Origin of the sequence: Bifidobacterium sp. M0353 (assembly GCF_016100645.1) — a bacterium.
GTDB classification, from domain to species: Bacteria; Actinomycetota; Actinomycetes; order Actinomycetales; family Bifidobacteriaceae; genus Bombiscardovia; species Bombiscardovia choladohabitans.
Map to the genome: position 1 here is coordinate 182,410 of NZ_JACFSB010000002.1, position 21,535 is coordinate 203,944.

Annotated in this window: 13 protein-coding genes and 1 pseudogene; 4 read left to right on the plus strand and 10 right to left on the minus strand. The window is 63.6% G+C overall.

Going from position 1 to position 21,535, the window contains the following annotated elements; translation table 11 throughout:
- Positions 1-153 precede the first annotated feature (153 nt).
- Positions 154-1,236 (minus strand): LacI family DNA-binding transcriptional regulator, encoded by a 1,083-nt coding sequence (locus H3V04_RS06405; protein WP_198176937.1) that lies wholly within the window; start codon positions 1,234-1,236, stop codon positions 154-156.
- A complete protein-coding gene (locus H3V04_RS06410) occupies positions 1,233-3,458 on the minus strand; it encodes a family 43 glycosylhydrolase (RefSeq protein ID WP_198187598.1) in 2,226 nt (741 codons plus the stop codon). The genes H3V04_RS06405 and H3V04_RS06410 overlap by 4 nt, the downstream gene beginning before the upstream one ends.
- 214 nt (positions 3,459-3,672) lie before the next feature.
- Between H3V04_RS06410 and H3V04_RS06415 the strand changes: the two genes are divergently transcribed.
- The gene (locus tag H3V04_RS06415; protein WP_198187599.1) at positions 3,673-5,256 is read left to right on the plus strand and encodes a glycoside hydrolase family 43 protein; all 1,584 of its coding nucleotides are present in this window, start codon (positions 3,673-3,675) and stop codon (positions 5,254-5,256) included.
- Between the two features lie 5 nt (positions 5,257-5,261).
- Here H3V04_RS06415 and H3V04_RS06420 read toward each other — a convergent pair whose 3' ends face one another.
- From H3V04_RS06420 to metG, 6 genes are all read right to left on the minus strand, one after another.
- Positions 5,262-6,620, minus strand: coding sequence for a glycoside hydrolase family 27 protein (locus H3V04_RS06420; protein WP_198188002.1), 1,359 nt, complete (start codon positions 6,618-6,620; stop codon positions 5,262-5,264).
- A 51-nt stretch (positions 6,621-6,671) separates the two neighbouring features.
- On the minus strand, positions 6,672-7,742 hold the full coding sequence (locus tag H3V04_RS06425) for a glycoside hydrolase family 43 protein (RefSeq protein WP_198187600.1): 1,071 nt from the start codon (positions 7,740-7,742) through the stop codon (positions 6,672-6,674).
- A gap of 110 nt (positions 7,743-7,852) precedes the next feature.
- Entirely contained in the window at positions 7,853-9,760 is a 1,908-nt protein-coding gene (locus H3V04_RS06430) for an ABC transporter ATP-binding protein (RefSeq protein ID WP_198187601.1), read from the minus strand.
- 29 nt (positions 9,761-9,789) lie between these two features.
- On the minus strand, positions 9,790-11,628 hold the full coding sequence (locus H3V04_RS06435; protein WP_198187602.1) for an ABC transporter ATP-binding protein: 1,839 nt from the start codon (positions 11,626-11,628) through the stop codon (positions 9,790-9,792).
- A gap of 225 nt (positions 11,629-11,853) precedes the next feature.
- On the minus strand, positions 11,854-14,874 hold the full coding sequence (locus H3V04_RS06440; protein ID WP_198187603.1) for an HAD-IA family hydrolase: 3,021 nt from the start codon (positions 14,872-14,874) through the stop codon (positions 11,854-11,856).
- A 237-nt stretch (positions 14,875-15,111) separates the two neighbouring features.
- Positions 15,112-16,983 (minus strand): methionine--tRNA ligase, encoded by a 1,872-nt coding sequence (gene metG / locus H3V04_RS06445; protein WP_198187604.1) that lies wholly within the window; start codon positions 16,981-16,983, stop codon positions 15,112-15,114.
- A 138-nt stretch (positions 16,984-17,121) separates the two neighbouring features.
- Between metG and H3V04_RS06450 the strand changes: the two genes are divergently transcribed.
- Together H3V04_RS06450 and H3V04_RS10175 are read left to right on the plus strand one after the other, a co-directional pair.
- Positions 17,122-17,856 carry a hypothetical protein gene (locus H3V04_RS06450; protein ID WP_198187605.1) on the plus strand — a complete coding sequence of 245 codons (735 nt, stop codon included), beginning with the start codon at positions 17,122-17,124 and terminating at the stop codon, positions 17,854-17,856.
- On the plus strand, positions 17,853-18,314 hold the full coding sequence (locus H3V04_RS10175; protein ID WP_232342614.1) for a hypothetical protein: 462 nt from the start codon (positions 17,853-17,855) through the stop codon (positions 18,312-18,314). Before H3V04_RS06450 ends, H3V04_RS10175 begins: the two co-directional genes overlap by 4 nt.
- On the opposite strand, the gene rsmI is transcribed toward H3V04_RS10175, so the two are convergent.
- Positions 18,278-19,231: a 16S rRNA (cytidine(1402)-2'-O)-methyltransferase gene (gene rsmI / locus H3V04_RS06460; protein WP_198188004.1), complete on the minus strand. Its 954-nt coding sequence runs from the start codon at positions 19,229-19,231 to the stop codon at positions 18,278-18,280. The genes H3V04_RS10175 and rsmI overlap by 37 nt on opposite strands.
- A gap of 226 nt (positions 19,232-19,457) precedes the next feature.
- On the opposite strand from rsmI, the gene H3V04_RS06465 reads away from it, so the two are divergent.
- On the plus strand, positions 19,458-21,014 hold the full coding sequence (locus tag H3V04_RS06465) for a dolichyl-phosphate-mannose--protein mannosyltransferase (protein WP_232339246.1): 1,557 nt from the start codon (positions 19,458-19,460) through the stop codon (positions 21,012-21,014).
- Between the two features lie 155 nt (positions 21,015-21,169).
- Here the strand turns inward: H3V04_RS06465 and H3V04_RS06470 are convergent.
- Positions 21,170-21,515: pseudogene (locus tag H3V04_RS06470) on the minus strand (class I tRNA ligase family protein); the annotation flags it as partial.
- Between the last annotated feature and the right edge of the window lie 20 nt (positions 21,516-21,535).

A 21,535-nucleotide genomic window follows, 5' to 3' on the forward strand; every position in this document is an offset into this window, starting at 1 on the left:
ACACCTTTCCATATAGGCATCGGAGCGACTGCGCTCCGACCGGCAGGCCTCCATGGTCAGCCGATGCCGCCTCAAATCATTCGAGAACGTCTTCAGTATATTACAACGTTAGAAATCAAGAAACCAGGAACACTCGAGAAAGAACATCAGCAATCAGACGGCGATTTCATTTCCGGGCAGGGCACGGGTTGAATTGCGGACCACCAGCGAGGAGGATACCTTGCGGAAGACGTGCTCGCCTTCCTTGGTAGTCAGCGGCTGCACCCCGTTGATCCTGTCCTTGAGAACGCGGACCGAGAGCCTGGCCACGGCCTTGAGCCCGGGCGAGATGCTGGTCAACGAGGGTGACAGATACTGGGAATCGTCCGAATTGTCGAAGCCGATGACCGAGATGTCGTCCGGCACCGACATACCGTGCATTTGTATGGAATGCAGGACCCCTGCCGCCAGCATGTCGTTCAGGGCCACCACACCGTCGGGGACGATGCCCTGGTCCAGCAGGGAGTTCATGGCATTGACCCCGTCGATGCGGTGCCACATGCGCGATGGGGCCACCAGCCGGGGATCGTAGTCCAGACCGGCCTCCTCCAGACCCTGTCTGTACCCCTCCAGGCGAAGGGCGGCCGAACCCAGCTTCTCGCCGGGGTGGGTGCCGATGACCGCCACCCGACGGCAGCCTGTGCTGATCAGATAGGCGGTGGCGTGCTTGGCTCCCTCCACGTTCTCCGTGGCCACATGATCAAACTGATCGCTGAAGATGCGCTCACCCACGACCACCAGGGGGTAGTCCACCCGCAGCTGGTCCAGGTCGTCCATGCCCAGCTCCAGGGGGCTGTAGATGAGGCCGTCGATCATGGATCGCTGGGAACCGTGCAGGGCCTCGATTTCACCCTCGCGCGAGTAGAGGGTGGGCTCCACCAGCACCCTCATGCCCAGCTTCTTGGCCTCCTCGATGACCAGGGAGGAGAGCTGAGCAAAGTAGGGCATGGCCAGATCCGGTATGGCCAGGGAGATCATTCCCGTGTAGCCCAGCCGCAGGTTTCTGGCCGGCACGTTGACCCGGTAGCCCAGCTCCTCTATGGCCTTGTTGACCTTGCCTCTGGTGGCCTCGGAGACGAATTCGTAGTCATTGACCACGTTGGAGACGGTCTTGACCGACACTCCTGCAGCCTGGGCCACATCCTTCATGGTCGGGGTGGAACCACGTCCTGTGCCGGGGGAAGCGGCTAAACTCATAAGACCCTGACCTCCAAGGTTACCGTGGCGCGGGTGGGGTCGAGCTCCTCATCCGTCTGCATATCCAATACGGGCATCCCCTCAGCAGACCAATGTACCCGCCTTACCTGACTGACGCGGCCAAGGTAGCGGTCCTGGTCATGCTCGGCATTATGGAAGACGTAGATCATGGTGTCGTCCTCGTCCTGGGACCACATACCGTGGCCGGTGCCCAGCTGCCAATGGCCATTGTACTTCCCGGACTTCTGCAATGGGTAGTCCAGCTTCTTCCACACGCCGGGATCGCATAGATCGGCCCCGACTCCGGCCGGTGCGGTCACCAGTCCGGTGGTGTAGTCGATGCCCACCAGGGAGCCGGAATAGATCAGGAAGATCCGGCCATCATGGACCACGGCGTTGGGCCCTTCGGCAATCATGTTGTCCCAGGCGAACTCGGGGACGATGATCTGCCGTGGCGTGCTGGTCAGACGGTCGGGGCGGGCCGGGTCGAAGGCGGCGATCCAGACCGATCCCAACTGCTGCCAGGCGTAATACCAGCGGCCGGTATCGTGCAGGACCGTCATGTCCAGGCTGATGCGCTGGATGGGATTGAGAGGGGTTCCGTCAGCCCGCAGGATGGGTCGGGGGCTGTCCCAGTTCTCAGGCCGACGAGGGTCCAGATCCCGGCCCTGGTCGTCGCGGCGCAGCTGCATGATGTGGCAGCAGCCCGTCCACATGTCCGGCTTTCCGGCCCGATCATTGGCGGTCCCGTCCGGGTTGGTCCGCGGACCATCGAAGCAAGGCATGAAGAGGATGGAGAGCCTGCCGCCGATCAGGTGGATCTCCGGGGCCCAGAAGCAGCCGGTCATGACCCGGCCCTCGCTGTTGCGATCGCCCCTGCGCAGCAGGTCCACCTCCTTTTCATGGCCGCCGGCCTGATCGCTCAGGCCCTCGATGGTGTCGGCCACCCGCAGGGGCATGTGCGTGTGCCCGTTCAAGGGGTCGACGCAGTTGCCATCCGCATCCTCGGTGGCGATGAACATGAACAGGCGCCGGCCCCTCCAGGACCAGCGGAAAATGGAGGGATCGGCACGCTGCCGGGCGAAGGGGACCGGGTAAGCCGTCTGCCGGATCCGTCCGCCGATCAGCCTGGTATCTCCAGGATTCAGGCGACCCTGGGCCAGGTCGCTGGTCAGACGGTCCAACTGGCTCTGGTCCCAATCCACCCCGCGCAGGGCGGTGGACCCGTCGCTGTAGAGGAGCCGTGCCTGGGCCTGACGGACCGACTCCAGACCGTCGCCCCGGGACACCTGAACCGGGTCCACCTTCACGCCGGTGTTATAGATGCGGCCAAACCGTTCCAGCAGGCCACGCTCGCAGTCGGCGCTGACCAGCACGACATTGCCGGCCAGGATGCCCTTCATACCGCAGTCCTCCTCCAGGGCCCGCCGCCGATCCAGGGGCAGGGGATCGCCCTGGGCCAGGGGATCATCATCCTCCAGGACCTTCATGCCGGTCACCATGCCCATCCGTGCCGGATCGTCCACCGTTGCCGTGCACAGCCGCCCGCGGTCGTCGTCCCAGTAGAGCCGGCAGCCCTGGCCATCGTCCAGGAGCCGCGCCCTGGGCCGGTGGACCCCATGAGCTCCCAGGATGTGGACCTGCGGCAACCGTCGGTAGGTCAGCAGGTCCGGTGAAAGAGCCGTCAGGATGGAGTCGGCCTGGGATCCGTCAGACCGGCCGCCCCTGGCCGTCCTGGTGGCCAGGATGACGAAGGTGCCGTCCCTCAGGGACAGCAGGAAGGGGTCGATCAGACTCTTCAGAATCAGATCCTGCCCTGGGACCACCGCCAGTTCCTGGGCCGCCTGCGATGCCTGGCCATCGTCGACATTGTCGTCGACATCAGCAGCGGTATTGGAGCCTTCGCCCTGGTGAGCATCCAGTCCAGGATTATGCCCGCCCTCTTGCGGCGCAGCCTCACCTGGCAGGGCGGCCCCGGCCGTGCAGGCCCCACGGGCGCTATCCGGCACAGCCTTAGTGGGCACAGCCGCAGCGAAGAAGATGCCGTAGTCGCCGTTCAGGGGCTCCCAACGGCCGGTCGCCCGCGATCGCAGCGCCAGGTGCATGCTCAGGGCGACATCCTCGTTGTTGGCCTCCTGCCGATCAGTGGGATGCCGGGTGTAGCACATGAGTGCAACCCCATCCCCAGATTCTCGTCCACCGTCCAGAGCATCCTCACCCATGACGACTCCTTCCATCCGGCTTGCCGGCTTCAACGCCGGCGACTATCGTTTCTAACGATAGAAATTATACATGGAGGCCAGTCTCCCCGACGCCCGATGCCCGCATGGATGAGGCCGGGTTGTTCGCTCATCCGAACCGACTCGGCAAGGTCGGCCATGCGCCACGGGTCGTCATCGATGTCGATCGGGCTGCCTTCACGGAAAGCGAGGAACCATGAGAAGACCCAAACGCACCGGACGGGCCATGAAGGCCCTGACTGCCCTGACGGCGGGTCTGGCGATGCTGTTGTCGGGGGCCTTGGCCGCCTGCTCGAACCAGCAGCCATCAGCCAGCGGCGCAAAAGCCTCCACCACCCAGGAACCCAAGCGCGTCTCGGTCCACGACCCCTCCGTGGTTCGCTCCGGCAAGAGCTACTACGTCTTCGGCTCGCACCGGGCCTATGCCCGCAGCACGGATCTGGTCAACTGGACCCCCTTCACCAATAACCTGAGCCGCGATTACAAGAAGATTTTTGCGCAGATCTGGAAGGCATGGCCCAAGCAGTCCTCCAATCCGGACGTGACAGGCAATATGTGGGCGCCTGACGTCTACTACAACGCCACCATGAAGAAGTGGTGCATGTACCTGAGCCTGAACGGGGCCGAGCATCGTTCGGTCATCGTCCTGCTGACCGCCGACCGGGTGGACGGCGACTGGACTTATGTGGGACCGGTGGTCTACTCCGGCTTCACCCGGGCCAACTACATGAGCACCGACGTTCCCAAGGTGCTGGGCTCGGACCCGGAGCTGGACCGCTATCAGTCCTACACGGATACGGGTATCAATGCGATTGACGCCTGTGTCAAGGATGACGGGCAGGGGGGCCTGTGGATGAGCTTCGGCTCCTGGTTCGGCGGCATCTGGATGATCCGCCTGGACCCCAAGACCGGGCTGCGCGACTACTCCACCACCTACCCCACCCAGGCCAACCAGTCCGACGCCTACTACGGGCACAAACTCGCCGGAGGCTTCGGCAACTCAGGCGAAGGATCGGCGCTGCTGCACACCAACGGCCACTGGTACCTCTTCCTCTCCTACGGCAAGCTGGTGCAGACCGGGGGCTACCAGATGCGGATGTTCCGCTCGGACTCCATCACCGGCCCTTACCTGGACCAGCGGGGCAACCCGGCCATCGCCACCAGCGGCGAGGCCGACAACTGGACCAGTGAGACAGGCATCCGCCTGATGGGCTCCTACCAGTGGAGCGGGGACAAGAAAGGCGACATCGAGGTCTCGCAGGGTGGGAACACGGCCCTGCACGACAAGGACGGCCGGGACTACGTGGTCTATCACACCAGGTTCTCCGACCGCAAGGAGGAGCATCAGATCCGTGTCCGGCAGCTGATGCCCACGACAGACGGGTGGCTGGTGGCTGCCCCCTATGAGTATCTGGGCACCAAGGCCGGCGGCCCTTACAACGCCAAGGACGAGGCCGGCACCTATGAGCTGGTGGAGCATGATCCGACCATCTTCTTCAAGGGACCGCGCAAGGTGACCGACACTCACAGCACCCGATACCGGGGCGTGGTCAAGGCCGTGGACATCCGTCTGGAGCCCGGCGGCCAGGTGACCGGAGCGCGCCAGGGCCACTGGCAGGTCGACGACCGGGGACGACTGTCCATGGATATCAAGGAGGAGGACGGGACCGTGACCTACCAGGGCGTCTTCGCCCGTCTGCCCAGGGACAGGGACCACCGCAAGGTCATGACCTTCAGCGCCCTGGGCAACAACGTCTGCATCTGGGGCTCCAAGCGCTGATCGCCTCAGCGGGGATCCAGAGCCACCCAGACCACGCCGTGTGCAGGCACCAGGGCCACCAGATCCCGGTCGGCACCCTGTCCTTCCAGGCTGACCTGGGCGGACTCAGTGACCCGGCCCCGCCACAGGTCGACCGGGGTCCAGGCCCTATCCGCCCTATCCAGACCCACCAGGGAGGATAGGGCCGTCCTGACCCGCCGGGGGCGATCCCCGGTCCAGAAGACAGCCACATAGACCCCGCCGGCATGGGCCGAGGGGGTTCCGTCGGCCCAGTCGCTGGCCAGGGCCCTCCAGACGATCTCCTCGCCTAAGGTCTTCGTGCCTTGTTCATCCCCGCCCTCGACCGGCTCCCGGATGATCTCACCGTTGTCGGCCGAACCGGCGGTAACCTCCTCCAGGGCCGGGTTGTCCAGCAGCGACAGGGTGTCCTCATCGCTGCTGGGAAGGTCGCCACCCACCATCAACGGCGAGCGCCCCATGGCCCAAAGGGTCAGCATGGTGCGCTGCTCGTCGGCTGTCAGGAGGCTGGACCGGTCCCCGCCCCGCTCGGCCCGCAGCCCGATATGCCCAAGGGGCAGCATGTCCGCATCAGCCCAGTGGCCTGTGCTCTGCAGAGGCGCCCAGCGGGCCAGACGGGCGAACTGGGCGTAAAGGTCCTGCCAGCGATCCCAGAGGTCGTCCGAAATCCGCCAGAGCTGGGCGTGATCCCGCAGGAAACCAAGGTGGGTGGTGGGCACCCGGGTCCCTGGGGACAGGGAGAGGGTCATGGAATGCCCATGGGCCTGCTCGGCCTTGCGTATGGCCCGGGCGTAGGCGTCGATCTCCCGGTCCATGAAGGGGGCCTGCATGTCGTCCACCTTCAGGTAGTCCACCCCCCAACGGGCGAACTGGTCAACCTGGGCGTCGTACCAGGCCTGGGCTCCCGGATGGGACTGGTCCAGACCGTAATTGTCGGGATTCCACGCACAGACATGGGTGGTGTCGGCGACCTGGGCGGCTGTATAGGAGGTGCCGAGGACGGGCAGGTCCCGCTCGACCGCCAGCCTGGGGATGCCCCGCATGACGTGGATGCCGAAGCGTAAACCCAGATCGTGGATCCGCGCGGCCAGAGGGGCGAACCCCTGACCGTCAGCCGCCGACGGGAACCGGACCGGATCCGGCAGCTGCCGGCCATAGTCATCCAGGACCAGAGGCGCCTTGGCGTTGTAGCCATGGGCCCTGGCGGTCGGGTCGTACCAGGCGATGTCTATGACGACCGTGTCCCAGCCCACCGGGAGCAGCCTGTCGCGCATGACCCGCGCGTTGTCAAGCACCTCCTGCTCGGTGACGGTGGTCCCGTAGCTGTCCCAGCTGTTCCACCCCATTGGTGGTCTCCAGGCCTTGTCCATGTCGTGCTCCTTTCTCAGTGCTTTGTTTCAGTCCTGCTGCGCCAGAGGGCGCAGACGTTCGTATTCCTGCCGGGTCAGGGACAGGACCCCGCCGTGCTTGGTATGGGGGCGCAGGTGGAAGTCCTGCTCCCGGGCGTAGTCGAACCCGGCGTCCGGATCATCGCTGACCATGGGCCTGTAGCCCACTGAGGGGATCACATCCACCAGCAGGTACCAACGGTTACGGGCATGATCGGCGTAGAGGGCCGGACCCTCCACGCCCGAGGGGTTGCCGTCGGCGCACCAGTTGGCGCCGATCCGCTCCTGGATGGTGGTCCACCGGGCCTGTGGCTGCCACCAGCGAGGATCGTCGGTGCTGTCCAGCCAGATGCCCCTGCCATAGCCGTTGTCCTTGGTGGCCCGATAGGTGCGCAGTCCGCCCCCAGGCAGAGGACGCTGGACCATGGTGGTGTCGATGGCATTGCGACCGGTATCGATAAGGACTCCGCCATAGCCGAAGTGCTCCTGGGTGAAGTCGGTGGTCGCCCCCCAGAGCACCCGGTCGTAGGCGGACGGATCGGCATGGTCAGGATCATCCTGGTCAAAGAGCCTGGATGACCAGTAGAGGACGAAGGCCCCCTGTCCCGGCCCCTCATAGTCGGGCACCCATAGGCACTCCGGCGCCCAGGCCATACCCAACGGGACCCTGCTGCCGTCCTGGTGCAAGGACACATCCAGTGGCCAGGGGCCCGACCAATGAATCAGGTCGTCGGTGGACCAGATCATCAGCTTGGTGCTGCCATGGCGGGACCAGTGATCCCAGCCGCTGCCCTGTGACTGATCGCCGCCGAACACCCGTAGATCTGTGGCCATGACATAGACCCGGCCGTTGCGCGGATCACGTACCATGTAGGGATCCCGCAGGCCGGTGGTGCCCAGGTGCGAGGTCAGTAGCGGCCTGCCCCCATACAGCGGATCCCAGCTCAGAGGGTCATCGCCTCGCGACAGGTCGAAGTAGAGGCGCTCGGCATACCCCTGGGGGTCTTCGATGAAGTGCACCATCAGATACCCGTAAGGGTCGGTTCCCTCGACGTCCTTGTGAACCTTGTCGCTCAACATCTGCTCCTTTGCCCTAGTTGCCGATCCTGTCGGCCTTGACTTGTCACTCGGTATTTTACAACGATGTAATACTGCTGGTCGGGACCATCGGTGACGCATGGGTCAGTCTGCTATTGCGCAGAGACAGCCGAATCCTGCTGAACCCGGCTGCCCCGTTCCGCATCATCGCCAGGCTGTGTCGATTGCGCCTGGTCGCCGTTGGCAGTGCGGATCATGGCGTACTGGGACTCGTGCAGCCGGTAGTAGGCGCCCCTCTTGGCCAGGAGCTCCTGGTGGGTACCGTGCTCCACAATCTGCCCGTGATCGATGTAGAAGATCTGGTCCGCATTCTCGATGGTGGACAACCGGTGGGCGATGACGAAGGAGGTCCGCCCCTTGAGCAGGTGGGCCAGTCCGGCCTGGAGGGCCTCCTCGGTGCGGGTGTCGATGCTGCTGGTCGCCTCGTCCAGGATCAGGATGCGGGGGTCGGCCAGCAGAACCCTGGCAAAGGCGATCAGCTGCCGTTGACCTGCGGAGAGGGTGGATCCGCGCTCCTCGACCTTGGTATCGTAGCCGTCGGGCAGCTCCATGATGAACTCATGGGCATGGACGGCCTTGGCGGCCTCCTCGATCTGCTGGTCGGTGGCGTCCAGGCGGCCGTAGCGGATGTTCTCGCGCACGTTGCCGGTGAAGATGAAGGTGTCCTGAAGCATGACCCCCATCTGCCGGCGCAGGGAGGCCAGGGTCACGTCGCGCACGTCATGCCCGTCCACGCAGACGCTGCCCTCGGTCACGTCGTAGAAACGCGAGAGAAGGTTGACGATGGTGGTCTTCCCGGCACCCGTGGGCCCGACCAAGGCGACCGTGCTGCCTGCCGGCACATGGAAGTCCACCAGGTTGAGGATGTTGCGGCCTCCGGGCTCGTACTTGAATACCACGTCGTTGAAGTCCACCCTGCCCTCGACCGGCGGCAGCTCCATGGCCCCCGGGCGGTCCTCGATCTCCGGGTGGACGTCCAGGGTCTCGAAGATGCGCTCCAGGTAGGCCGAGCAGGTGATCAGCTGGTTGTAGAAGTTGCCGATGTTGATGATGGGGTTCCAGAAGTTGTTGGCATAGCCGACGAAGGCGATCAGCATGCCCGTGGTCACCTGCACGCCGCCCAAGCCGGTGATCCCCAGATAGTAGATCAGTGCGATGGTGATGGTGGAGATGTTCTGCACTCCCGGCCACATCAGGTACTGGATGTGCACGGCCCGCATCCAGGAGCTGCGAACCTGCCCCTGCTGCTCCTGGAAGGTGTGGAACTGCTCACGCTCCCTGACGAAGGTCTGCGTGGTCTTGACCCCTGCGATGGACTCATGGATGTAGGCGTTCAGATTGCTCTGCTTGTTGGACAGGCGCTGGTAGGCCCGCCGCTGGAAGCGCTGGAGCACCAGCACATAGAGCACCAGCAGGGGCATGAGGACCAGGGACCAGAGGGTCAGCCTCCAGTCGATGACGAACATGACCACCAGGGTCAGCAGGAAGGTGAAGATGTCCGCGATCACGTTGATCAGACCCGAGCTCAGGGTATCCGAGAGGGTGTTGACGTAGTTGACCACCCTGATCAGGATCTTGCCGTGGGGTCTGGAATCGAAGTAGGAGAAGGGCAGGGTCTGGATGTGGGTGAAGAGGTCCCGGCGCATGTCCTTGAGCATGAGCTGGCCCACCTGGGTGATTGCCACGGTCCGGTACCGCAGGAGGAGCTCGTAGACCACGATGGCCAGCAGGAAGACCGCGCCCAGGGTGAAGAGCCGGACCGGGTCCTTGGAGGGGATGACCGTATCGATCATGGTCTTGGTCATGTAGGGAATGGCCACGGCGATGGCGCTCATGGACAGGACCGCCGCAAGGATGATCACCCCCTGGCGCAGATAGGGCTTCAGATAGGCCCCTATACGCTTGATGTCACCGAAGTCGATCTGCTCCTCCAGGTCCTCGTCCTCGCGGAAGGTGTTCCTGCGCGCGGTGCCCGCCGAACGTTGCTTTTGCTGCTTCATCGTCTCACCTTGCCATGCCTGCTGATGTGTCAGAATCCCGCCGACTGCCCGGATTGCAGCCCAAGCTGCTTGCGGTAGATCCGGTAGTAGCGGCCGTGGGCGTGGACCAGATCCTCATGGGACCCGCGTTCTACGATCCTGCCGTGGTCCAGGACCAGAATCAGGTCGGAATCCTTGATGGAGGAGATCCTGTGGGCGATGGTGACCATGGTCCTGGTGCCCTCCATCTCCTGCAGATGCCGCTGGATGGTGGCCTCGGTCTCCATGTCGACGGCCGATGTGGTGTCGTCCATGATCAGGATGGCCGGGTCGTCAGCCAGGGCCCGGGCCAGGCTGAGCCGCTGCTTCTGGCCGCCCGACAGGCCCACGCCGCGCTCGCCCACCACGGTGTCGTAGCCCTCGGGCATCCGGTTGATGAAGGAGTCGGCTCCGGCCATGGAGGCCATGGTCCTGACGTACTGCTCGTCGTCGCGCTGGGCTCCGAAGGCGATGTTGTCGCCGATGGTGTCCGAGAAGAGGAAGGTGTCCTGGGCCACGATGTTGACCTGCCGCCGCAGCAGGTCCAGGGGCCACTGCCTGGCGTCGATCCCGTCGATGAGCACATGGCCCACGGTTGGGTCGTAGAAGCGGGCCACCAGGCTGACCAGGGTGGACTTGCCCGAGCCGGTCTCCCCCAGTATGCCCAGCCGGGTGCCGGCCGCCACGTGGAAGTCGATGTCCTTGAGGATGGGGGTCTCCGGATCGTCGGGGAAGGCGAAACTGACGTGGTCGAAGCGGATGTCTCCGCGGATCCTGACCGGGTCCTCGGTCTGCTCGCCGTTGACCTTGGCACGGACCGTGGCCGCCTGGACCACGCCGGCCTGGGCGTTCTTGCGCTCGACGATCCTGGGTTCGGCCGTCAGCAGCCGACGGATCTTGACGCAGGAGGCGTTGAAGCGCTCCACGTCGTTGATCAGCCAGCCGGACTGGCGCACCGGGCCGTCGATCATCCACAGGAAGCTGTTGAAGGAGACCAGGGCTCCCAGTGTCATCTGCTGGCGGATGACCAGCCAACCGCCCAGGATCAGGGTGATCAGCTGGAGCATGTAGGAGCAGCCGTCCAGCCAGGGCATGTAGGTACGGCTGTTGCGGGCGGAGTCCATGTTGCGCTGCATGTAGTCGTCGTTGTGCCGATCGAACTTCTCGGTCTCATAAGGCTCGCGGACGAAGGCCTTGACCACCCGGTTGCCCTCGATGTTCTCCTCGACCATGGAGTTGAGGGATGCCAGCGAGTTGCGGATGGCGTAGAAGAGCGGGTGGGCGTGCTTGGAAAGCTGCCAGGTGAAGTAGAAGAGGAATGGGGTCACCGCCAGCAGGGCCAGGGCCAGCCGCCATTCGATGGTGAACATGACGGCCAAGGACCCGACGAAGAGGCAGACGGCATCCAGGATGTTGTAGGAGACCCAGGAGACGAAGTGGCGAATGGCATCGGTGTCCGAGGTCATCCGGCTCATGATGTCGCCGTTACGGGTGTGGTTGAAGTAGGTGAAGTCCATGTCGTGGAGCTTCTCGTACTCGTCGCTGACCAGGCGATAGATGGTGTTCTGGCCGAATCGCTCCATGAACATCTGGTAGCCATAGCGGCAGACGCTGCGCCCAAGGGTGACAGCTATCATGGCGAAACAGAGCCTGGGCAACCGATCCTCATGCCCCTGGCCAATGACCTGGTCCACGATCATGCCCGCCAAAATGGGCATAAGCATGACCAGGACCTTGTCCGCCGCAAAGAGCAGGAGAGCGGCGGCGATTCTACCGGCGTCCGGCCTGCAGTAGGGGAGGATCCATCGAAGGTTGCTGCTGTGCTGATTCTTTGCAGAATCGACGTACATTGGAGGACACCCTCACGTTCCCTGTTGAACTTCTCTGATCTGGTCTCTTCTCATTGCCGTGACCGTCCGGGAGAGTGACTGACCGATGGTGACGCCCGGCTATGTTCCTCGCCTCTGCAACGCCGCGCGTGTCCGCCCTGGATTCGTCAAGCGTTGCCTATTCTATTGGAGCCTCAACCAGATGCAACCCCGGATCCCGGCGTGTCTAGGCCCGGAATCCAGAGGTCATATGTGGCGTGGATGCCCCTGGACCAGAAGGTCCAACTCAGGTCCTGACAAGCGCTTCAAATCGACACCGTCTGTTGTTACGGCAACCCGGAACCTGGTACCCCGCACCTCCAGCTCGTAGGTCAGCGAGCGCCAGGCTGAAGGCAGATGGGGGTCGATGCTCAACCCGGTTCCGCCGGTGTCACGCAGGCCCCCGAAGCCGCAGACCAGGCTGGACCAGACGCCTCCGCAGGCGGCCAGGTGGATGCCGTCGGTCGTATTGGCATGCAGGTCGTCCACGTCCGTAAACAAGGACCGACGGAAGTACTGCATGGCCAGCTGGTCATGCCCCACCTCGGCGGCGAGGATGGACTGGGAGGCTGCAGACAGGGTCGAATCCCCGGTGGTCAGCGGATCGTAATAGTCGAAGTCAGCCAGCTTCTGCTCCGGAGTGAACCAGGAGCTGAGCAGGTAGAGGGCCATGACCACGTCGGTCTGCTTGAGCACCTTGTGCCGGTAAATGACCAGCGGATGGTAGTGCAGCAGCAGGGGCCTGGCCGTGAACTGGTCGAAGTGCCAGCGGGGGCGTTGCATGAACTGGGCATCCTGGGCATGGACCCCCTCCTGATCGTCGAAGGGGACGAACATGGCCTCGGCCGCACGAGACCACTTGGCGGCCTCCTCATCGTCGAAGTGCAGCCTTTGACGGATGGCGCCGATCAGATCCGGGTGCTTCTCACACAGGTGTTGGTAGGCCTTGTAAGCGGCCAGGAGGTTGAACCGGGCCATCTGGTTGGTGTAGAGGTTGTCGTCAACCAGGACCGTGTACTCGTCCGGGCCGGTCACGCAGTGGATGTGGAAGCGGCCGTCCTCCTTGTAGCGCCCCAGGCCCATCCAGAGACGGGCCGTCTCCACCAGGATGTCGATGCCCTCGGCCTGCAGGAAGTCTTCATCGCCGGTGACCTGCACATACTGGGCCACCGCGTAGGCGATGTCGGCATCAATGTGGTACTGGGCCGTGCCCGTAGGGAAGTAGGCGGAGGCCTCCTCGCCGTCAATGGTCCTCCAGGGGAAGAGGGCACCGTTCAGGTTGAGCGCGCAGGCCCTGCGCCTGGCGGCAGGCAGCATCAGGTAGCGGTAGTGAAGGACGGCTCTTGCCCGGGCAGGCGCCGAATAGATCAGGAAGGGGAGAATGTAGATTTCAGTGTCCCAGAAGTAGTGGCCGCTGTAGCCGGATCCGCTCAGGCCCTTGGCACCCACACCGTTCTCAATCTGGGCCGTGGACTGGGCCAGCTGGAAGAGTTCCCAACGCACCATCTGCTGGGTGCGACCGCCATCGTCGGCCTGGATGCGGATATCCTGCCGCTCCCAGAACCGGTCCAGCCATTCCCGTTGGCGTCGCTCCAGCTCATCCAGGGAAAGGGTGCTGACCTCCTCCAGCCGATCGCGGCAGTCCTCGACAAGATTCCTGGTACCCTCGCCCCGGGTCTGCACGACCAGACCGTTGCCGCTGGTGCCGGCCGGAAGAATGGGGTGGCTGCGGTAGACGGCGTAACGGACCAGTCTGGTGGAACCGCCCTTGGGCACATCCATGCGCCAGCCGGAGCCTTCAACAGGGCGTCCGTCCCTGAACTGCCTGACGCCCAGGGCCAGGCTGAGCCGTGAATTATTGCAGCGGAAGACCCTGCAATCCGCACTCAGCTCGCCATAGACCGCATTGTCCAATACCTCGTGGATTCCGCAGCCGTCCACAAAGGTCGACTTGCGGGGGTCGCTGGAGTTGACATGGCGGGGGTTGTCGGCGTTGACCGGCCCCTCGACCACCACAGCCATGTCCCGGTCAGGTGACTCGACAGTCAGCGTGCAGACGCTCAGGCTGCGGTCATACAGGCAGACCATGCGGGTGAGCACGGTCTTCAGGTGGATGCCGTGGCCCAGATCGTACAGATTGGTGGTGGTCGCGATTCCTGTTCGGAAGTCCAGACGCTGCGTGGTCTTCTCCGGCCGACCCAGGGGCAGCCCCTCCACCTTGAGGGTGAAGTCCGAGGCATCGGGCACCCCCTGGATCAGCTGGCCCACCTTGGCATATCCGTAGGCGCTTTCGGGATGGGCTATCCGGAAGGTGTCATGGAAACCGCTTAAGAAAGTACCGTTGCCCAGGCAACGTTCCCCGCCGCCTTCACCTCTGACACCGACAGAACCGTTGGTGACCGAAAAGACCGTGGCGCTGACCGCGTCGGGCCGACCGACCTCACTGAGCCCCCAGTCCTCCACAGGGAAGCGATCCTCATCCAGACCGGGGTCCTCCCCCTGCCCGCGCTCGCTGGCATCGTCGTCGATCAGCTCGATCAGCTGGTCCACCACCAGGTCCGCACCCGCCTTGAGCAGCTGCTCGCGGCCGGCGCCCCTGTCCACGCCCACAACCAGGCCGAACCTGCCCGCATGACCGGCGGCCACACCAGAGATGGCATCCTCGACCACAACCGCATCCTCATTGCGCAGTCCGAGCACCTTGGCCGCATAGGCGTAGGTATCCGGGGCAGGCTTGCCCTGAAGACCCATCTCGTCCTTGAGATTGCCGTCCACCACAGTGTCGAAGTATCCGGCGATCCCGGCAGCCTGGAGGACCTGGGCCGTGTTGCGCGAACTGGACACCACAGCCAGACGCTTCTTGTCGGTGCGCAGGTGCCTGAGCAGATCCACCGTGTCCGGGTAGGGATCGATGCCCTTCTGCTTCAGCATGCGCTCAAAGGTCATGTTCTTGCGATTGCCGTATCCGCAGACGGTGTCCAGCTGCGGATCGTCATCAGGGTTGCCCCAGTCCAGCTCAATGCCCCTGCTGCGCAGCAGGGCGTCGACACCGTCATAGCGGGGCCGGCCATCCACATAGGCGTAATAGTCCTGCTCCGTGTAGGCCGGGACGTTCGCGGGCAGGACCTGATCGAACAACGCCTTCCAGGCGGCCTTGTGCAGGATGGTCGTGGGCACCAGCACCCCGTCCAGATCGAAGAGCACACAGGCGAATTGGGCAACCTTCATGGTTACACATCCTATGAGTCTTCCATGACGAAAGAACCCGGCGGTTCGAAGAACCACCGGGCGAGAAGAGAGAGAAGAAGGGGTTCAGTTATCGGGGCCGCATGACCCCCATCGGCCAGTACTTCAACCGACAGAACAAATATAACCAGCGCTACCTTGGAGGAAGTGCCCGAAAACCTCAAAGTTCTCTGTGAATCATGAACTGGGGCCCGAGCTCACATTCGGGCGCGTCGGCCGCTACTTGCCCTGGTCGCCCAACTTGGCCTGCTCAGCCTCGAACCTGGCGCGCTCCCTGGCCTTGCGGCGGTCAAGCTGCTCCTGGAAGCGGTCCAGCTCCTCCTGCACGGCTTCCTTGGGGATGCGCGGGAAGATGGGTGTGGGCCGATCAATCGGCGTACCGTCCTTGAGGGGCTCGCGCGCCCAAGGATGGACCGTCTCCCCCAGCCGGTAGTCGCCGGTGATGATGGGATAGTGGAAATCGGACCGATCCAGGTCGTCAACCTCCTCGACACGGGGCAGGGGCGAGAAGATGCCCTTGCCACCCATGGTCTCCCAGACCCGCTGAGAGGCATGAGGCAGGAAGGGGGCCAGCATGGTATTGGCATCCAGCACGGCCTGGGCTGCAGTATGCAGGACGGCAGCCAGTCGGTTCTGGTCATCCTTGATTTTCCAGGGCTCCTGGGCAGAGATGTACTTGTTGATGTCTCCCACCAGAGCCATGGCCTCGACCAAGGCGGCCTTCTGGCGATGATTCTCGACCAGGGAGCCCACAGTATCGAAGGCCTGCAGGCTGCGGTCCAGCAGGGCATTGTCCTCTCCGGTCAGCCAGTCCTCCTCGATGTGGGGGATGCTGCCGAAGTCCTTGTTGAGCAGGTTGGCCACGCGGTTGACCAGGTTGCCCCAGGAGGCGGCCAGCTCCTCATTGTTGTGCCGGACGAACTCAGCCCAGGTGAAGTCCGAGTCCGAAGTCTCCGGCCCGGCTATGGAAATGTAGTAGCGGACTGCATCGACCGGATAGCGTGCCAGGATGTCCTTGACGTAGATGACGATGCCCCTGGAGGAGCTGAACTTCTTGCCCTCCATGGTCATGAACTCACTGGCCACCACCTGCTCGGGCAGGTTGAGCTCGCCGTAGGATCCCGGCTGCCCGCCCTTGGACCCCTGGCCGTTGTAGGCCAGAATCTCCGAGGGCCAGATCTGCGAGTGGAAGGTGATGTTGTCCTTGCCCATGAAGTAGTAGCCCAGGGCCTTGGGGTCATTCCACCACTTGCGCCAGGCCTCGGGGTCCCCCTGACGGCGGGCCCATTCGATGGATGCCGACAGGTAGCCGATGACGGCGTCGAACCAGACGTAAAGCTTCTTGTTGGGATCGTCGACCCAGCCGTCCACGGGCACGGGAATCCCCCAGTCGATGTCGCGCGTGATGGCCCGAGGCTTGACCTCCTTGAACAGCCCCAAGGAGAAGTTGAGCACATTGCTGCGCCAGCCCTTCCGGGTCTTCAGCCAAGCAAGGTTGGCCTCGGCCAGAGCGGGAAGATCCAGGAAGAAGTGCCTGGACTCCTCAAACCGGGGCGTCTCCCCATTGATCTTGGACACAGGGTTGATCAGCTCATCCGGATCCAGCTCGTTGCCGCAGTTGTCGCACTGGTCGCCGCGAGCGCCATCAGCGCCACAAATGGGGCAGGTCCCCTCAATATAGCGGTCCGGCAGGGTCCGGCCGGTGGAAGGAGAGATGGCCACCTTCTGCTGTCCCTCATAGATGTAGCCATTGGCCCGGCACTGACGGAAGAGCTCCTGCACCACCTTCTCATGATTGCCGGTCGTGGTCCTGGTGAAAAGGTCATAGCTGAGCCCCAGATCGCACAGATCCTTGACGATGACCCGATTATAACGGTCAGCGATCTCCTGAGGTCCCACACCTTCGGCGTCGGCCTCCACCAGGATGGGAGTGCCATGCTCGTCGGTCCCCGAAACCATAAGGACATCATTGCCCTTCATGCGTTCGTAGCGTGCATAGACGTCCGAGGGGACGCCGAACCCAGCGACGTGGCCGATGTGACGGGGCCCATTCGCGTAGGGCCAGGCGACGGAAACAAGGATATGACTCATACCAGCAAGATTATCGACTCAGGCCTACAATCCCCCCGCTCGTCCACAGGACCGCCGCCGAGCAAGCGAATTATCCACAAATGCACAAATTCGGCCCTCTCCCAGGCAAATCCGGACAGGACCATTTACAGTCGAACCATGAATCGAGAACACGCGCTCGGGGGAGCGCCGTGGACGCCTACCACTGCCGTTGGCGCCAGCCACCCCCCTAGAGCTACCACCAAGCCGCCAAGTCGACCACTACAAGCCGGTGGAGCGCCGACGCATACCCGCAGCCGTCCTTCCACGGCCGAATTTGGGGTCCCGATCCCCGAACCCGAACCGCTGCCCAGTCTGATCCGAACCGAGGATCTGCCCGGTCCACTCAGCCTCAGTCTGCTGGTCAAGGAGGGAATCGTGACTTGTCTGGACCAATCCTGCTGCTACCTGAACGAACAGGCTGAGGGACTCTACGGTCGCGCCTCCATCGTCACGCCCATGGTGCCTTACGGCGCAGCGGCGTGCGGCGGTCTGGCACTCTGGATATGGATCAACGGCCAATTTCCCGATGCGCTGGACATCATCTCCAACTCCCACTTCCGCACGCCGGTTCACGGCAGGCCCCTACGGCCCCACCAGCGACAGCTGGATGCCCGCTACCTGATGAAGCTCGGGAAGCTCTGGGTGACTTCGCCGCTCTGGACGGCCTGTGATCTGGCCTGCGATTCATCGGGGCAATGCAACGGCGAGGAGACCATGACGGTCTTGCATGAACTCATGGAGCGGTATCAGGTCAGCTGCGGATCCTGCGAGAAGCTCCTGTCCTCCAACCCGCGCTGGCCTGGCCACGCTCAAGGGCTGGAGACCATAAGACGGCTCAAGGCGATCCTATGAATCAACCGATGGGCGGTGGCCAACGCGGGCATGGCCATCATCGGCTCCGGGGCCGGGACCGGGACCGTCGTGGATTCTCCGCCGCTGAACGCATGGCCCGGCTCGCGACTGCCGTCAGCAACCGGCCACACCCCTGCGCGGAAGACGATTTGAACCGAGATGATTCCATTGGCCTGGAACCGATGGCCGAGGTGCGCGCCCCACCGCCGGAGCCTCCCTTGGTGCCAACGGCCCTGATGGCCACAGACCCCGAGACCGACCCGAGCATCCTCTGGGCCATCGCCCGGGAGGAGCCCCGGCTGCGTCGGTGGCTAGTGGCCAATCCCGCCGCTTCGCCAGCCCTGCTGGAGACCGTCTCCCAGCTGGGTGGGCCCGGCGTGCGCAGGGCACTGGAGGTGCTGCTGGACGAGGGGAACGGGAATCAGTCCTCCTCATCCTCTTCAACAGCCAAGGCATAGATCCTTTTCCGATTGGGCAGGCTGCCATCGGCCAGGGGATGCTCGGCAGCCACCCGGGCGATGGCCTCCTTGAGGCGCAGGCCCTCGGATCGGGCCAGATCCCGTGCCAGAGCGGCCAGCTGCCGGTCATCCATGGCCTCAGGATCATTGCGCCTGGCCTCCAGGGCGGAGGCACCAGCCACGACCAGGACCATCTCTCCCCGGGGAGGGTCCTCCTGAAGGGAGCGCACAATGTCGCCAACCGTGCCCCGACGGATCTGTTCATGCTCCTTGGTCAGCTCCCGGCAGAGGGCCATGAGCCTGTCGGGGCCGAAGACCTCCTGAAGGTCCTGCATAGCCTGATCGATGCGGTGGGGGGTCTCGTAGAAGACCATGGTCCGCTCCTCGCTGCGCAGGGTGCGCAGATGCCGCAGCCGTTCCTGGTGTCGGCGGGGAAGAAACCCCTCGTAGCAGAAGCGGTCGGTGGGCAGGCCGGAGAGGGCCAGGGCATCCAGCACTGCACTGGGTCCAGGAGCACAGGTGACCGGTATGCCTCGCTCTATGGCCCGCCTGACGATGGCCATACCCGGATCGTTGATGGTGGGCATGCCCGCATCCGAGACCACCAATGCGCAAGCTCCGTCGCGAACCTGGTCGAGGATGTGATCGGCCATCCGCCGCTCGTTGTGATCGTGATAGGCTATGACCCTGCCGCCTACGCGCACTCCCAACCGGTTGGCCAGATCATAGAGCCTGCGCGTGTCCTCAGCAGCCACCAGATCCGCCGACTGCAGGAGCTCCACCAAGCGCGTCGAGGCATCGGAGACATTGCCGATAGGCGTGGCCGCCAGCACAACCGTTCCACGTGAAACACTGGGTGAAATCGGCTCCTCATGACTTTCTCCGCCCTGTGTATGTCCATCGCTCCGGCCATTCATGCTGCTCATGCCTTTAGTATGGCCTAATCTAGGGGTGATGACATCTTTGGCAGGGCTTTCTTCGCAGCATCGCTCCTCCAGACACGGCAGGCACGCCGCCCACCGGTCCGGTCGCCCTGTCATGCTGTCCATCTTCAGCAAGCCCAAGGGTCAGCATACCAAGAGAGGAATCGACCGGATTCCTCGGCTCTCCCATCGGCAGAGTGGCTGGCTGGCCTGCATACTCATGGCTCTTCTAGGCGGGCTCCTGCGATTTGTACGGCTGGGCAGCCCTCGGGCCATCGTCTTCGACGAGACATATTACGTCAAAGACGCCTGGACCATGCTGATGACCGGCGAGCCACGCAACTGGCCGAAAACAGCCGGCCCGCTGGACCTACCCATCGACCAGATCTTCGCCCAGGGGCACACCAGCGGCTGGCTGCCTCAGGCCGAATACGTGGTTCACCCGCCGGTGGGCAAGTGGTGCATCGCCCTGGGTCTCAAGCTCTTCGGTGGAGCCGGCAACCCCTTCGCCTGGCGAGCGGCTACTGCCTTGGTCGGCACCATCGCCATCCTGCTGCTCTGCCGTGTGGCTCTGCGCCTCTTCCACAACCTGCCCATCGCTCTGACGGCCGGCTTCCTCATGGCCATAGACGGTCTGGGCATCGTCATGAGCCGTACCGGCCTGCTGGACAACTTCGTCATGGTCTTTGTCCTGGGAGCCTGGCTGTGCCTGATGGGCCATCGGGACTGGGCTCGGGCCAGGCTGCGACAATCCTGGGCCAAGGACCGGGCTGACTTTCGTCTGCATTACCGGGTGAAGGTCATTCAGTCACAGGGGCATCAAGGGCAGGAAAGCCGTGTCGAGCTGCCCGTGGCCACCACCGGCCCCTTCATCGCCTGGTCCTGGTGGCGGACCGGCGCCGCCCTGCTCCTGGGCCTGGCCACCGGCACCAAGTGGTCAGGTGCCTACTTCTTCGCTGTCTTTGCCCTGATTTCGGTGCTCTGGGACGGCTGGGAGCGCCATCAGGCAGGGTACGGATCCTGGCTGCAGAGCGCCGTGTTCAGGGACGGGCTGCCGGCGGCCTTGCTTATGATTCCCGTCTGGGCAGGCACCTATCTGGCCTCCTGGACGGGATGGTTCCTGCACGGCGATTCCTACATGCACAGCTGGGCGGCCCAGCATCCTGGCCAGGGTCTGACCTGGTTGCCGGAGGGGCTGCGGTCCCTGGCTGAATACCACCGGCAGATGTGGCACTTCCACACCACCCTGCATACCCGCCACCCATACATGGCCAACCCCCTGACGTGGCCCTTGCAGATCAGACCCACCAGCTTCTACTGGCAGAAGCTCACGGGCTTCCCCGGTCTGTGCGGGCTGGCCAAGGACTCCCCTTGCGTGGCCGCAGTCACCTCCCTGGGCAATCCCCTGACCTGGTGGCTGGGCAGCATCTGCATGGTCCTGGCCATCGTCATCGCCATCGTGGTCAAGCACGGAGATTGGCGGATCTGGGGGGTGCTGGCAGGCATGCTGGCCGGCTGGCTGCCCTGGGTGCAATACATGAACAGGACCACCTTCACCTTCTATTCCATCGTCATCCTGCCCTGGATGATCCTGGCAATCTGTTACGTGGTCAACTGGCTCCGGCAGAACTCGGACAGCATTCTCTACCGGCAGACCATGATCATGGGCCTGACCCTGCTGGGCCTGACCTCGGTCTTCTTCTATCCGCTGTGGACCGCCATGCCCATCCCCTATGACTTCTGGCGCATGCACATGTGGCTGTCCAGCTGGATCTAAGACAAAGGCGAGGCGGTCGGACAGCGATGCCCAACCGCCTCGCGGACACGTTTATATGTCGTCGTGCTCAGACCGCACGATCGCGGATGATCTGCGCATGCCGCAGGCCGGAATCCTTCCAGATCCGCTCCTGAGTGTCATAGTCGACCCTGATCAGCCCAAAGCTCGATGGGTGCTGACAGGTAGCCGATCATGGTGTCGAACCAGACGTCCACAGGCACGGGAATCCCCCAGTCGATGTCGCGCGTGGATGGCCCGAGGCTTGACCTCCTTGAACAGTCCCATAGATAAGTTGGGCACATTGCTGCGCCAACCCTTCCGGGTCTGTAGCCAAGCCAGGTTGGCCCCAGCGCTGGTGGAAAAGCTTCTGCACGACTTTCTCATGATTGCCCGTCGTGGTCCCGGTAAAGGGGTCATAGCTGAGCCACAGATCACACAAATCCTTGAAATGACACGATTATAACGGTCAGCATCCGAACATTGGCGGGATTGAATACCCTCCTATGATCCGCCAAGGTTAC

Excerpts from the sequence above, each read along its gene's own strand:
- H3V04_RS06405 (WP_198176937.1), bottom strand. The coding sequence starts at position 1,236 with ATGAGTTTAGCCGCTTCCCCCGGCACAGGACGTGGTTCCACCCCGACC.
- H3V04_RS06410 (WP_198187598.1), bottom strand. The coding sequence starts at position 3,458 with ATGGGTGAGGATGCTCTGGACGGTGGACGAGAATCTGGGGATGGGGTT.
- H3V04_RS06415 (WP_198187599.1), top strand. The coding sequence starts at position 3,673 with ATGAGAAGACCCAAACGCACCGGACGGGCCATGAAGGCCCTGACTGCC.
- H3V04_RS06420 (WP_198188002.1), bottom strand. The coding sequence starts at position 6,620 with ATGGGGTGGAACAGCTGGGACAGCTACGGGACCACCGTCACCGAGCAG.
- H3V04_RS06425 (WP_198187600.1), bottom strand. The coding sequence starts at position 7,742 with ATGTTGAGCGACAAGGTTCACAAGGACGTCGAGGGAACCGACCCTTAC.
- H3V04_RS06430 (WP_198187601.1), bottom strand. The coding sequence starts at position 9,760 with ATGAAGCAGCAAAAGCAACGTTCGGCGGGCACCGCGCGCAGGAACACC.
- H3V04_RS06435 (WP_198187602.1), bottom strand. The coding sequence starts at position 11,628 with ATGTACGTCGATTCTGCAAAGAATCAGCACAGCAGCAACCTTCGATGG.
- H3V04_RS06440 (WP_198187603.1), bottom strand. The coding sequence starts at position 14,874 with ATGAAGGTTGCCCAATTCGCCTGTGTGCTCTTCGATCTGGACGGGGTG.
- metG (WP_198187604.1), bottom strand. The coding sequence starts at position 16,983 with ATGAGTCATATCCTTGTTTCCGTCGCCTGGCCCTACGCGAATGGGCCC.
- H3V04_RS06450 (WP_198187605.1), top strand. The coding sequence starts at position 17,122 with ATGAATCGAGAACACGCGCTCGGGGGAGCGCCGTGGACGCCTACCACT.
- H3V04_RS10175 (WP_232342614.1), top strand. The coding sequence starts at position 17,853 with ATGAATCAACCGATGGGCGGTGGCCAACGCGGGCATGGCCATCATCGG.
- rsmI (WP_198188004.1), bottom strand. The coding sequence starts at position 19,231 with ATGAATGGCCGGAGCGATGGACATACACAGGGCGGAGAAAGTCATGAG.
- H3V04_RS06465 (WP_232339246.1), top strand. The coding sequence starts at position 19,458 with ATGGCTCTTCTAGGCGGGCTCCTGCGATTTGTACGGCTGGGCAGCCCT.